10 protein-coding genes are annotated in these 12246 nt (G+C 55.7%); 1 reads left to right on the top strand and 9 read right to left on the bottom strand.

Going from position 1 to position 12246, the window contains the following annotated elements; translation table 11 throughout:
* Window positions 1-7: 7 nt before the first annotated feature.
* The 3 genes from L4174_RS13590 to L4174_RS13580 are packed head-to-tail and all read right to left on the bottom strand — an operon-like array spanning window position 8 to window position 2048.
* Window positions 8-601: a flavodoxin family protein gene (locus tag L4174_RS13590; protein WP_248141420.1), complete on the bottom strand. Its 594-nt coding sequence runs from the start codon at window positions 599-601 to the stop codon at window positions 8-10.
* A gap of 15 nt (window positions 602-616) precedes the next feature.
* A complete protein-coding gene (locus tag L4174_RS13585; protein ID WP_248141419.1) occupies window positions 617-1606 on the bottom strand; it encodes a questin oxidase family protein in 990 nt (329 codons plus the stop codon).
* A 25-nt stretch (window positions 1607-1631) separates the two neighbouring features.
* Entirely contained in the window at window positions 1632-2048 is a 417-nt protein-coding gene (locus tag L4174_RS13580) for a VOC family protein (protein ID WP_248141418.1), read from the bottom strand.
* A 172-nt stretch (window positions 2049-2220) separates the two neighbouring features.
* Here L4174_RS13580 and L4174_RS13575 point away from each other — a divergent pair, with 172 nt between their 5' ends.
* Window positions 2221-2817 carry a DedA family protein gene (locus L4174_RS13575; RefSeq protein ID WP_248141417.1) on the top strand — a complete coding sequence of 199 codons (597 nt, stop codon included), beginning with the start codon at window positions 2221-2223 and terminating at the stop codon, window positions 2815-2817.
* A gap of 10 nt (window positions 2818-2827) precedes the next feature.
* On the opposite strand, the gene L4174_RS13570 is transcribed toward L4174_RS13575, so the two are convergent.
* The 6 genes from L4174_RS13570 to gltB form a co-directional block, all read right to left on the bottom strand.
* The gene (locus L4174_RS13570; protein ID WP_248141416.1) at window positions 2828-3442 is read right to left on the bottom strand and encodes a TRIC cation channel family protein; all 615 of its coding nucleotides are present in this window, start codon (window positions 3440-3442) and stop codon (window positions 2828-2830) included.
* A gap of 136 nt (window positions 3443-3578) precedes the next feature.
* Complete coding sequence (gene btuF, locus L4174_RS13565) at window positions 3579-4424, bottom strand: vitamin B12 ABC transporter substrate-binding protein BtuF (RefSeq protein ID WP_248141415.1); 846 nt, start codon at window positions 4422-4424, stop codon at window positions 3579-3581.
* Window positions 4421-5377, bottom strand: a complete 957-nt coding sequence (locus L4174_RS13560) for a cobalamin biosynthesis family protein (protein WP_248141414.1) — start codon at window positions 5375-5377, stop codon at window positions 4421-4423. Before L4174_RS13560 ends, btuF begins: the two co-directional genes overlap by 4 nt.
* Window positions 5374-6078: a 5'-methylthioadenosine/S-adenosylhomocysteine nucleosidase gene (gene mtnN, locus L4174_RS13555; protein ID WP_248141413.1), complete on the bottom strand. Its 705-nt coding sequence runs from the start codon at window positions 6076-6078 to the stop codon at window positions 5374-5376. The genes L4174_RS13560 and mtnN overlap by 4 nt, the downstream gene beginning before the upstream one ends.
* A 167-nt stretch (window positions 6079-6245) precedes the next feature.
* Window positions 6246-7655 carry an FAD-dependent oxidoreductase gene (locus L4174_RS13550; RefSeq protein ID WP_248141412.1) on the bottom strand — a complete coding sequence of 470 codons (1410 nt, stop codon included), beginning with the start codon at window positions 7653-7655 and terminating at the stop codon, window positions 6246-6248.
* 13 nt (window positions 7656-7668) lie between these two features.
* Window positions 7669-12132 carry a glutamate synthase large subunit gene (gene gltB / locus L4174_RS13545; protein WP_248141411.1) on the bottom strand — a complete coding sequence of 1488 codons (4464 nt, stop codon included), beginning with the start codon at window positions 12130-12132 and terminating at the stop codon, window positions 7669-7671.
* Window positions 12133-12246: the final 114 nt, after the last annotated feature.

Genomic DNA, 12246 nt, shown 5'->3' with positions numbered 1-12246 from the left:
TATATACTCAGGCCAGCGCCGGAACGGCGGTGTGTGTTGCACCGGACTGAGCATACAGCAACCCGGCAACCCGCTGGCCGAGATGGCTTGCAGTCATCCGATCGGCTGTACTGAGTTCTCCGGCCGGGGTGTGACCACTGGCGCCTAACTGACGCCCCATCGGGTTGATTCGCTTGTCATCATAACCATTGGGCATATCCATTCCCACCCACAGCATCCCGTGCTGCATGGCCAGAGTGACGAGGTAATTCAGGGTGCAGTCCTGCTCGCCGCCCTGGCTGCCGCCGACGGTAAATCCTGCGGCCAGTTTGTTGCGCCATCCCTGCTCACTCCAGCTGTCGCTGCTGGCATCGGCAAACGCCTTGAACTGAGCGGCAGGGCCACCCATATAGGTCGGACTGCCAAAGAGAATGGCATCGGCCTGTTCGAGGCTGGCGAAGAGTTCAGGATCATTGAAACGACCGTGATGAATGTCCTCGTCAGAAATCCGGTAGCTCATGACCTGAATACCTGGCTGCGTTTTGGCACCTTCGGCAATCGCCTGAGCCATCTGGTGGGTCGCACCTGAGCCGGAGTAGTAAACCAGAGCAATTGTTTTCATTTGTTATTCCTTTATTCATGATGATTCAGGGTGGGCCAGCAGCATCCGGATCGCTGTCAGATATTCCTCAAACGGAAACACCTGATACAGACGGCTGCAGCTGTATGCCAGTTTGATCTTGTGATCATCTGACATTTCGGTGACAGCACTGAACCACGACGGCCAGTCTGCTTCGATGTCAGTCATGGGCGATGAAGATATCGGATGAAGCGTCTGTGCCGAGCAAAAAGCAGCCACATAAGCCTGCCAGTAGTAAGCCAGTGCCAGCTGGCGATCCGGAACATAAGGCAGCAATTGTCGCAGGGCATCAAAACTTGTGACGCCATGGAGCAGGGTGAAGTCATTGCTGGCCAGATAATAGCCGATGGTCAGCCGGGCCATGTCTGCTTCATTCAGTGTGTCCGGCACGGCTGCCAGAGGGCGATAGTCCGGATGAGCGACCACTTCGCGGATACGTTCAGTAATGATCCATGGCTGAATGTGAACGTGGTGGAAACGCTGATAAGCCTGCGCCAGCTGTTCTTCAGCCTGATAGCGGTCTGTCAGTGTCAGTGCTCCCAACGGCTGATATTCGCTGGCCCAGTAGGCCAGTGCCATGGCAATTTCATCGGCATCATCCGCTTCCAGGGCATAGCTGAGGCGAATGAGTGCATGAAAGGCGCTGGCGGCAAGACCCGGCAGCAAGACAGGCAGCCATTCCTGCAGTGTGGGAGTTACCCCCTGAGCTGCGATCTGCTGGCGAAATTGCTGGTGAAACACCGGAAAACTATCGCGATCACCCAATTCAGGGGTTGTTTCCTGTATGTGCCCCTGTTGCCGGACGGGTTGCAGGTTCGGGGTGTGGTGCTGATAAAAGCGCTGCAGCTGAAGCGGACTGGCCCCACAGCGAGTCAGCGCGATCAGCGCCATTGGCAAATGGTTGGACAGTTCTGGGCCATACAGCGGATCAAATTGCAGTCCCTGCTGAATCAGGGTCAGGCATTCGGGGTGGATGGGATGATACATGTCGGGATCTCCTATTCTGCGGATTTTATAAGCTGTAGTCGTGACGCAAAGCTGGATCGGCCGTCAGATACTGAATGAATTCCCACTCGATCCCATCCTTATCATAGAAGTAAACCCGCTCACGCCAGGGGTGGCTGGTTTCCATCTCATTTTCCCGGTAACCGGCTTCCAGCAACCGGGTACGCACCTGCAAGATGTCATCCACGACCAGACCGATATGGTTGATCCCCAGATCAAGGTAGGGATGACGGTCGATTTGATCCCGATCTACCACCTCCTGCAAAGCCAGATAGGTTTCATCCGTGCCGATATGGCACCAGCGATGTGTGGGTTGCTGACCCAGATGGCGGACGGAAAATTCCGGGATTGCGGTTTGCAGAAATTGGATCGTGTTTTCCAGATGACGGACGGTGAGATTGGCATGTTCAACGTAGGGTTTCATGGTGCCTCCTGGCTTGGTTTATTTTCTATTATGTAAACCATTTTATTTACATAATAGTATGAAACCTGTTTAAGTAAAGTTTTTTGTTTATTTAATTAACCGGTCTCTTTCTCAGGTCAGGAAATGGGTATAGCATGGAAAGCATTCATCAGAGGAACTCCCGGAGAACAGCATGCAGAATCTGGTACAGGAGCTGGCACCACTCATGCAAGAGTACGGCTATACCGTGCTGGCATTGGCCATCGCAATCGAAGGCCTGGGGATACCCGCTCCCGGTCAGTCTTTACTGATCGTCGCAAGCTATCTCTCAGTCAGCGGGACATTTTCTTTACCGGCGGTGCTTGCGGTTGCGGGGGCGGCCAGCTGGTTAGGGAATACTGCGGGATATCTGGTCGGCTCAAGATTTTCGCATGTTGTTGAACAGCGGGGTTGGCTCAAGCCAGCCTCGGTGGAGAAAGTGCATGGCTTTATTGATAAATACGGGGTGATGGGGCTGGTGCTCAGCCGTTTTCTTGAGGGGCTGAAACAATTGATGTGCCTGGGCTGCGGGATGGCACAGATGCCCAGACATCACTTTTTGATGGGAAATACCTTGGCGGTTGGGATCTGGCTGACCGTGTTTGGTTTAGGCCCGGCCTTTTTTCATGAAGAGATCGGGCAAATTGGCCTGTTTTACCATCATCATCAGCATGCCTTCTGGGCGGCTGCGGTGATTGCGGGACTGGCATTGCTGATTTGGTTATTTCGCAAGCGCAGTCCCGCAAACTGATTACTGCAGGTCAGTTGTGCCGGAGCGAAAAGGTTGGCAGTGACAGGTGCCAGCGAATAGCGGCCAGACGGATTGAGAGTGTCGTGACAATCCCGCCGATACTGGCAACTGCGGTTTCCAGCCCGAGATACAGACCCAGGGTGTGGACAACCCCGCCGAGAATACAGGCCGTGGCATACACTTCGGTTCTCAGCACCATGGGCACTTCGCGGGCCAGAACGTCACGGATCACCCCGCCGCCGCAACCCGTGATCACGCCCATAATCACGGCGACCATGGGAGAAGCGCCGAAACGAAGGGCTTTTTCGACGCCGATCGCGACAAAAACGGCCAGGCCGATGGCATCAGCGACAGGCAGAAAGTACCATGGCATTTTCCGCGGGTTTTGAATCGCCAGCATTGACAGCAGGCAGGTACCGAATATCACCCACAGATAGTTGGTGTCTGTGATCCAGAATACCGGGGTAGCACCCAGGGCCATGTCACGGATCGTCCCGCCGCCGATGGCAGTCACACTGGCCAGCACCACGACACCGAAGGGGTCCATTCTCAGTCGCCCGGCAAGCAGGACACCGGAGATGGCAAAAATGGCAGTGCCAAACATATCAAGAGAGTAAATCAGCATAACGCCTCTGCGAATAGCCAGTATGAACAGGCTGTGGTGTTCTGGCTGACCACACCACAGTCAAAGCGGCAGAGATTGTACGGCCTAATGTAATACGTACAACCGATTACGCTGGCTTTGTGAGCTCTTTCACACCCTATTTGGTTGCCCGGTGACGCACTTCATCCAGTTGCTTACAGATGGTTTTTGCAGCCAGCAAGGCGCGCGGCGTCGGCCTGTTGAGCCAGTCGACTTCCACCTGATAAAGCTGCTGACGTCGCATTGCTGGGATTTGCTCCCGCCAGGACTGCCACAGACTAAAGACCTGCGGATCCGGACCGGCACTGCCGAAGGCGGCAAACATGGCTTCCGGCTGGCGGACGATCACCTGCTCTTTTGAGACCTGCGGGTAAGCGACCGGGCTGTCGGCAAAAATGTTCTCTCCGCCACAGACGCTGAAAACCTGGCTGGGCCAGCTGTTGCCGGACATCGACATCAGCGGTGAGCTCGCCAGCTGGTAAAAATAACGCACCGGCGGTTGATGGCGATACGCCTGTTCCAGTTGCGTCAGTGTTTGCCGGAAATCGCCGGCGGCACGCTGTGCTACAGACGGGTCATCGGCAAACTGTCCCAGTGTTTCCAGTGTGTCCGCAATCGCGGCGAGACTGGCTGGATGCGAGTAGAAGATCCGGATACCAAGCTGTTCCAGTTTTTCCATTTCTCTTGGCGGATTCCCGCCTTTCCACGCCAGTACCAGATCCGGCTTGAGCGCCAGAATGCGTTCCAGTTTGATGCCCCGGTAATTGGCAACCCGTTCCAGCGCCAGTGCCTGAGGCGGGTAATCACTGTAATCGCTGGCGGCGATCAGTTTATCGCCCAGACCGGCAGCATAAGCCAGCTCCGTGGTATGCGGGGCAAGGCTGATAATACGCTGAGGTTTTGTCTCGGCAGCCTGAACCACGAGCGGTATCAGACCGATCAATATCAGGACAAGATGTTTCACAGCAGGCTCCCCATCAGAAACATCATCAGGCTCTGCGCGGCCACCCAGCACCACAGCCGCTGCTGGAGCAGACGGTCAATCTGAGACAGATGCAGCGCGGCCGGGGCAATACGGCCACCCAAACGCGGTCGTTCCAGCTTCGTGGTATCGTAGATAGCCGGGCCACCCAGCGCCAGCTGAAGTTTGTGGCCGGTGGCTGTCAGTAACCAGCCCGGTCCCGGCAACTGCCAGTTCTCGCCTTGTTCACGTAGTCCCCGGAAAGCGGCCTGACTGTTCTTGCCCAGGCTGACAACTACGGCCAGCAAACGCAGCGGGACGATATCCAGCGCTGCTAGAATCCGTACCGCGGGTAAACCAAAGTACTGATACTGGCTGCGGCTCGGTGACCAGCTACGGGCCAGACTGACAGCCAGCCGGTAGAGAATAGCACCGAATCCGCCTGCCATCGCGAACCAGAACAGCACGGCAGCCACCTGACGGCCATAGCTGAGTAATTGGGTTTCAGCACAGGCTTTGCCGAGACCAAGCAGAGAGAGATTATCGGTTTTCCGGTTCAGGGCCAGTGCCAGTTGCTCCCGGCAGACGGATTTATCTTCCCGGCTGTAGGCCTGAATGAATGTCTGACTGAAACGATGGCTTTCCTTCCAGCCCAGTGCCACCCAAAGCAGCACCAGATGAAAGAGGCTGTCAAACCAGACCAGTTGATAAAAAGCGATCAGCAGGATCAGCACCGTCATCCACATCAGTGACCAGGCCAGAAGCCCGGATAAGGTGCGCTGGCGGGGCGTGTCGGTGTCTTTATTCACCCGGAGTGCGAGCTGAACTGCAATTTGCTGCCAGGTATGAAGGGGATGGATGCTGGCCGGAACAGGCAGCAGCCAATGTAATGCCAGCGCCCCCCACATCGCCAGCAGGGTCGGATGCTGATTGAGGAGCGCGAGCATTTCATTCATGAGCGGTTCAGCAGCTCCGTCATTTTCACTACCATGGCAGAAGAGCTTTTCGCCGCCAGTGGCAGGAATTCTTCGAAGCTCATCGGAGACTCTTTATCCGCGACATCGGAAATCGCACGCACCACAACAAAAGGCACGTTGAACTGGTGACAGGCTTGTGCGATAGCCGCGGCTTCCATTTCTACGGCAACCACCTGAGGGAAGTGGGTGCGGATACGTTGCTGTTGCTCAGCGCTGCACACGAAAGCATCACCGGTGCAGATCAGTCCGCGAACCGCATGGGTTTCTGTATCGAGCTGGGCAAGCGCCTGCTCAGCTGTCTGCATCAGTTTTTCATCGGACAGGAATGCCGCAGGTTGCTGGGCCATCTGGCCGATTTCATAGCCAAATGCCGTGACATCGGCATCGTGATAACGGACTTCAGTGGAGATCACCACATCACCCACATTCAGGCTGGCATCGAAACCACCGGCTGAACCGGTATTGAGCACGACATCCGGCTCAAAGATTTCCAGCAGTACTGCGGTGCCGACTGCAGCGGCAACCTTACCAATCCCGGATTGCAGCAGGACAACGTCTGCACCGTTCAGGCTGCCGGTGTAAAACGTACAACCGCCTTTTTTCAGAACTTCGCAGTTGTCTAACTGGTCTTTCAGGAAAGCGACTTCCTGTTCCATCGCGCCAATAATGCCGATTTTCATTGATGTTATCTCTTTCTTCAGAGTGGACCGCTTGCAGTGCGGCGAATGGTGGAGATTGTAACAATGCCAGCCATCAGAGAAAAGGCGGCCGGTTGGTGTCGGTGGTGAAGGAAGGGCATAAAAAAGCGAGCGGGGAGGCCGCTCGCTTGTATGCATGGAAGAAAGCCTTACAGACCGAGGAAATCGAGAATGCCGTCCGCAGCACGTCGGCCTTCGTCGATGGCGGTGACCACCAGATCGGAGCCACGAACCGCATCGCCTCCGGCGAAAATTTTCTCGTTGGTGGTCTGGAACGCATGGTTGCCGCTGGTTTGGATCCGGCCCCACTGATCCAGTGCCACGTCGAAGCTCTCCAGCCATGGCATGGCATGCGGCTGGAAACCAAAGGCCATGATGACCGCATCGGCTTCCAGAACATGTTCACTGCCTGCCACCGGCTCCGGACGACGACGTCCGGCTTCATCCGGCTCACCCAGTGCTGTTTTCACCACGCTCACTCCACTGACCTGGCCGCTGCTGTTCACTTCAATACCCAATGGCTGAAGGTTGAACATAAAGTTCACGCCTTCCTCGCGGGCATTTTTCACTTCTCGGCGTGAACCGGGCATATTGGCTTCGTCACGACGGTAGGCACAGATCACATCACTCGCACCCTGGCGAATGGAGGTCCGGACACAGTCCATGGCGGTGTCACCGCCGCCCAGGACCACAACGCGCTTGCCGGCTATGTCGATAAACTCCGGCGCATTTTCTTCCAGATCCATCACCCGGTAGGTGTTGGAGATCAGGAAAGGCAAGGCGTCGTAAACCCCGGCAGCATCTTCGTTTGCCAGTCCGGCACGCATATATTTGTAAGTACCGACGCCCAGGAAAACGGCATCGTATTCGTTGATCAGATCCTGAAGCTGAACGTCTGTACCGACTTCGGTGTTAAGACGGAACTCGACTCCCATTTCGGTGAAAATCCGGCGGCGATTGATCATCACCTCTTTTTCCAGTTTGAACGACGGGATACCGAAGGTCAGCAGGCCGCCGATTTCCGGATAGCGGTCAAACACGACAGGTTTCACCCCATTGCGCACCAGAATGTCAGCACAAGACAGACCCGCAGGCCCAGCCCCGATGATGGCGATTTTCTTGTCGGTCCATTCCACGCCGGACATATCCGGTTTCCAGCCCATCTCAAATGCTTTGTCGGTAATGTATTTTTCGACATTGCCGATGGTCACCGCACCAAAGTCGTCATTCAGGGTACAGGAGCCTTCGCACAGACGATCCTGAGGACACACCCGGCCACAGACTTCCGGCAAAGTATTGGTCTGATGCGACAGTTCAACGGCTTCCAGAATCCGGCCTTCGTTCGCCAGCTTCAGCCACTGCGGAATGTAGTTGTGAACCGGACATTTCCACTCACAATAAGGGTTCCCGCAGTCCAGGCAGCGGTCCGCTTGTGCGCTGGCCTGTTGCTGGGTAAAGGGTTCATAAATTTCGACAAATTCGATTTTACGGATTTCGATCGGCTTCTTTGGCGGATCAACACGCTCAACATCGATAAATTGGTAAATGTTCTGGCTCATTGGATTCCCTCCCTTATTGTGCCTGAACGCGTAGCTCAGCAGCTGAGCGGCTTTGGTGACCCAGCAGTGTATTCACATCTGCCGACTTCGGTTTAGCCAGGAAGAATTTCGGGATCCATTGATCAAAGTTGGCCAGAATTTCCTGTGCACGGCTTGAGCCGGTTTCTTCCAGATGACGGTCAATCAGACCGCGCAGGTGCTCCTGATGGATCGCCAGATCCTGCAGCGGCAGGGCCTCGATCAGTTCAGGGTTGACCCGGCCGGCGAAATCGCCGACTTCATCCAGAATGTAGGCAAAGCCGCCTGTCATCCCGGCGCCAAAGTTCACGCCGGTGTGGCCCAGAATAGCGACGATACCGCCGGTCATATATTCACAGGCGTTGTCACCAGCGCCTTCAACGACCGCGATGGTGCCGGAGTTCCGGACCGCAAAACGTTCACCGGCTTTACCGGCTGCAAACAGCTTCCCGCCGGTTGCACCGTAGAGGCAGGTGTTGCCGATAATTGTTGATTCGTGCGACTTAAAGGCTGAGCCCACAGGCGGACGAATCGAGATCACACCGCCAGTCATGCCTTTCCCGACATAGTCATTGGCATCCCCGGTCAGATACAGGTTCAGGCCACCGGCATTCCAGACGCCGAAAGACTGTCCTGCGGTTCCGGACAGGTACACATTGACCGGATTCGCGGCCATGCCCTGGTTGCCATAGCGCTGGGCGATTTCACCGGACAGGCGGGCACCGAACGAACGGTCGGTGTTGCGGATATCCAGATAAATATCGGCACCGCTTTGCGTTTCAACCGCAGACAGGGCTTCGTCCACCAGTTTCTGGTTCAGCACGCCGGTATCGAACGGTGTATTGGGTTCACTGCAATACAGGGTCTTCCCTTCGACTGGTGTTGGCGCATGCAGCAGGCCACTCAGATCCAGCTTGCTTTGCTTGGCCGTGAAACCAGCCACGACTTCCAGAAGATCGGTCCGGCCAATCAGATCGGTCAGCTTTTCAACCCCAAGTTTTGCCAGCAGTCCGCGAACTTCCTCACCCAGACCGATGAAGTAGTTCATGACCTGCTCCGGCAGACCTTTAAAGAAGTCACGGCGCAGGGTGTCATCCTGAGTGGCCACACCGGTGGCGCAGTTGTTCAGGTGGCAGATGCGTAGGTATTTACAGCCCAGTGCCACCATAGGCGCTGTCCCGAAACCGAAACTTTCGGCGCCCAGAATGGCGGCTTTGACCACATCCAGACCGGTTTTCAGACCACCATCCACTTGCAGGCGGATTTTGTGACGCAGACCGTTGGCGACCAGCGCCTGTTGTGTTTCGGCCAGTCCCAGTTCCCATGGACTGCCCGCATATTTCACGGACGTCAGCGGGCTGGCCCCTGTACCGCCGTCATAACCCGAGACAGTGATCAGATCGGCATACGCTTTCGCTACACCGGTGGCAATGGTGCCGACTCCTGGCTCAGAGACTAGTTTGACGGAAACCATGGCTTTCGGATTGACCTGTTTGAGGTCGAAGATCAGCTGGGCCAGATCCTCAATCGAATAAATATCGTGGTGCGGTGGCGGTGAAATCAGCGTGACGCCCGGTACGGCATAACGCAGTTTGGCAATCTCCGTGGTCACTTTGTGGCCCGGCAGCTGACCGCCTTCGCCCGGTTTTGCCCCTTGCGCGACTTTAATCTGAATGACGTCGGCGTTGACCAGATAGTGCGGGGTGACGCCAAAGCGGCCGGAAGCCACTTGTTTGATGCGTGAATTCCGCTCATTGCCGAAACGGCGAGGATCTTCCCCCCCTTCACCAGAGTTGGAGAAACCGCCCAGACGGTTCATGGCAATTGCCAGCGCTTCGTGTGCTTCCGGACTCAGCGCACCGATGGACATCGCCGCAGAGTCGAAGCGCTTGTAGAGTTCCGTGGCTGCTTCGACGTTTGCAACGTCGATCGGATTGTCCGAGGCTTTCAGTTTCAGCAGGTCACGCAAAGTTGCTGCCGGACGTTCGTTCACCACCCTGGCAAATGCCAGGTAATCTTCGTACTCGCCGCTCTTCACGGCTTTTTGCAGTGTGGTGACCACATCCGGGTTATAAGCGTGGAACTCACCGCCATGGACGAATTTCAGCAGACCGCCATGGTCGATTTGCTTGCGTTTTACAAATGCCTTGCGAGACAGGTTGTAGAGATCCTGCTGGAAGTCCTCAAAGTTTGCACCCTGAATCCGGCTCGAAACGCCCATAAAGCAGAGTTCGACCACATCCGCATGCAGGCCGACGGCTTCAAACAGCTGCGAGCAGCGATAGGAAGCGACGGTTGAGATCCCCATCTTCGACATGATCTTGTACAGACCCTTATCGATACTGTTGCGGAAATTCAGCATGACCTCGCGGTAAGGCTTGTTGATGGCGCCGCTGTCAATTTGTTGCGCCAGCGACTCATACGCCAGATACGGATACACGGCGGTTGCACCAAAGCCCATCAACACAGCGAACTGGTGCGGGTCACGGGCGGCCGCGGTCTCAATAATGATGTTGGCATCGCAGCGCAGACTGGCATTGACCAGACGTGTCTGGACGGCACCCACTGCCATGGCAGCCGGAATTGGCAGCTTCTCTTCGCTGATGCCGCGGTCAGACAGCACCACCAACACGGTGCCGCCGCGAACCAGACGCTCGGCCTGATCACACAGATCGACAATGGCCTGCTTCAGATCTTTTTCTTTCGGATCGAAGTTGATGTCGATGATGCTATTGCGGTAGTGCTGATCGTCCAGTCCCAACAGCTGGACCATATCGGAATAGAGCAGGATCGGCGATTTGAAGGCGACGCGGTGTGCGTGGCCGTCAGTTTCACAGAACACATTCATTTCACGGCCGATACAGGTAGCCAGTGACATCACGTGCTTTTCACGCAACGGGTCAATTGGCGGGTTGGTAACCTGGGCAAACATCTGACGGAAATAATCGGAGATCAGGCGTTCTTTGGATGACAGAACAGCCATCGGGGCATCATCGCCCATCGAACCCGTAGCTTCCTGGCCCATTTCACCCATCACGCGGAGCACCTGATCCAGCTCTTCGCGGCTGACGGCAAACAGTTTTTGGTAGCTGTTCAGTTCATCGGCAGACATTTCCCGGCTGCCGACCTGATCGTCGCCCATGTCTTCAAACGGCACCAAACGGCGGACATGCGTATCCAGCCACTCCTTGTACGGATGGCGTTCCATCAGCTCGTTATCAATGTCGGCAGAATGCCAGATTTTTCCGAATTTTGTATCGATGACCAGCAGCTCTCCCGGACCGACCCGACCTTTCTCGGCCACTTCATCCGGCGCGTAATCCCAGATACCCACTTCAGAGGCCAGGGTGATCAGCTTGTCTTTGGTGATCACATATCGTGCCGGACGCAGGCCGTTGCGGTCCAGGTTACAGGCGGCATAGCGGCCGTCTGACATGACGATACCGGCCGGGCCATCCCAGGGTTCCATGTGCATGGAATTGAAGTCGTAAAAGGCGCGCAGTTTCGGATCCATATCCGGATGATTCTGCCACGCAGGCGGCACCAGCATTCGCATCGCGCGGAAGAGATCCATCCCGCCGGACAGGAAGAGTTCCAGCATATTATCCAGGCTGGAGGAATCCGAACCGGTTTCGTTCACAAAAGGTGCCGCAGTCGCCAGATCCGGCAGCAGCGGCGAAGCGAATTTGTAAGCACGGGCGCGTGCCCACTGGCGGTTTCCGGCAATGGTGTTGATTTCACCGTTGTGGGCCAGATAGCGGAATGGCTGAGCCAGCGGCCAGCGTGGCTGAGTGTTGGTCGAGAATCGCTGGTGGAACAGACAGATCGAGGATTCCAGACGTAAATCGCCTAAATCTTTGTAAAATTTCGGCAGATCGGCGGGCATACACAGCCCTTTGTAGACGATTACCTGGGTCGACAGGCTACAGATATAAAAGTCAGGATCGTTCTGAATGCGTTGCTCAATGCGGCGACGGGCAATATATAGACGACGATCCACATCCCGGGGTTTCCAGCCTGCAGGTGCGTTGATAAAGACCTGAGCGATAGCCGGCAGGGAGTCTTTGGCGATTGGACCCAGAACCTGCGGATTGACCGGCACATCACGCCAGCCTGCAATCGACAGGGTTTCTTTACTGAGTTCTTCTTGAATAATGGTGCGGGCTAGTTCGGCCAGAACCGGATCCTGGCTGAGAAACAGCATACCGACGGCATACTCACGGGCCAGCGGCCAGCCTTGTTCTTTGGCAACCAGCTGATAAAAACTGTCCGGCTTTTTCATTAACAGGCCGCAGCCATCACCGGTCTTGCCATCCGCAGCGATGCCGCCCCGGTGTGTCATACGATCCAAGGCCGATATTGCGGTACGGACCAACTTGTGGCTGGCTTCGCCTTCTGTATGGGCGATCAGGCCGAAGCCACAATTATCTTTTTCCAGCTTTGGGTCATACAGTGTCATTGCAACTCTCCCTTGCGCCTGCTCCATTGAGCAGGGTTACTGCATAATTATGACAATCTCCCTGATTGTCACTCTTGCTTCCAGCGGACTTTCAAACTAACGGCAATTTACAAA

Source organism: Photobacterium sp. CCB-ST2H9, from assembly GCF_023151555.2.
Classification (GTDB): domain Bacteria; phylum Pseudomonadota; class Gammaproteobacteria; order Enterobacterales; family Vibrionaceae; genus Photobacterium.
Note: the sequence above shows the minus strand (reverse complement) of the source record. Positions and strands in the feature narration are given on the sequence as shown.

Coding starts and splice junctions, on each gene's coding strand:
- L4174_RS13590 (WP_248141420.1), bottom strand. CDS start 601: ATGAAAACAATTGCTCTGGTTTACTACTCCGGCTCAGGTGCGACCCAC.
- L4174_RS13585 (WP_248141419.1), bottom strand. CDS start 1,606: ATGTATCATCCCATCCACCCCGAATGCCTGACCCTGATTCAGCAGGGA.
- L4174_RS13580 (WP_248141418.1), bottom strand. CDS start 2,048: ATGAAACCCTACGTTGAACATGCCAATCTCACCGTCCGTCATCTGGAA.
- L4174_RS13575 (WP_248141417.1), top strand. CDS start 2,221: ATGCAGAATCTGGTACAGGAGCTGGCACCACTCATGCAAGAGTACGGC.
- L4174_RS13570 (WP_248141416.1), bottom strand. CDS start 3,442: ATGCTGATTTACTCTCTTGATATGTTTGGCACTGCCATTTTTGCCATC.
- L4174_RS13560 (WP_248141414.1), bottom strand. CDS start 5,377: ATGAATGAAATGCTCGCGCTCCTCAATCAGCATCCGACCCTGCTGGCG.
- mtnN (WP_248141413.1), bottom strand. CDS start 6,078: ATGAAAATCGGCATTATTGGCGCGATGGAACAGGAAGTCGCTTTCCTG.
- L4174_RS13550 (WP_248141412.1), bottom strand. CDS start 7,655: ATGAGCCAGAACATTTACCAATTTATCGATGTTGAGCGTGTTGATCCG.
- gltB (WP_248141411.1), bottom strand. CDS start 12,132: ATGACACTGTATGACCCAAAGCTGGAAAAAGATAATTGTGGCTTCGGC.